Annotated in this window: 1 protein-coding gene; it reads left to right on the top strand. The window is 42.7% G+C overall.

Annotated elements, in window-relative coordinates; genetic code table 11:
* Positions 1-619, top strand: a 619-nt coding sequence (locus CAN34_RS13715; protein ID WP_089556111.1) for an IS5 family transposase, incomplete at its 5' end; no start/stop codon positions are given.
* Positions 620-634 lie beyond the last annotated feature (15 nt).

Raw genomic sequence — 634 nt, 5'->3', positions numbered from 1 at the left:
TTGGCGTGACTTACCCGAGAATTTTGGTAAGCCTAATACCATCTACAAAGCTTACCAACGCTGGTTTCGCAGTAATAAGTTGATTGCGTTGTTCGCTTTATTAATCAAAGATTCAGACCTCGAATGGGTATTTATCGATGGTACTCATATTAAAGCGCATCAGCATAGCAGTGGTGGTAATGAGAACCTGCAAGGTATTAGCAAAAGTGTGGCAGGACGTGCCACTAAGATCCATTTAGCAGTTGATGCTCATGGTAACCCAATCACTTTTATCTTATCAGATGGCACCACTCATGATGTGAAGATAGCACCAGACTTAATTGATAACATAGATTTGAGCGCAACAGTGACCGTATGCGCCGATAAGGGTTATGATTCTGAGGCACTGCGGGCGCATATTAAACAAGCAGGGACGCGTGATAACATCCCTCGAAAACGAAACACGAAGTCCTCTAACGACCATATGGATTGGGACTTGTACAAAGTCCGCCACTTAGTAGAAAACGCTTTCGCTAAACTAAAAAACTATAGAGCAGTTGCCACAAGATTTGATAAGCTCAAGCAAAGTTATGAGAATACGGTGGCGCTTGCTTGTGCTTATCTCTGGTTGAAATTATGAATGTTCAACACGCCC

The sequence above is a fragment of the Psychrobacter sp. DAB_AL32B genome (genome assembly GCF_002224105.1).
Lineage (GTDB): Bacteria > Pseudomonadota > Gammaproteobacteria > Pseudomonadales > Moraxellaceae > Psychrobacter.
Note: the sequence above shows the minus strand (reverse complement) of the source record. Positions and strands in the feature narration are given on the sequence as shown.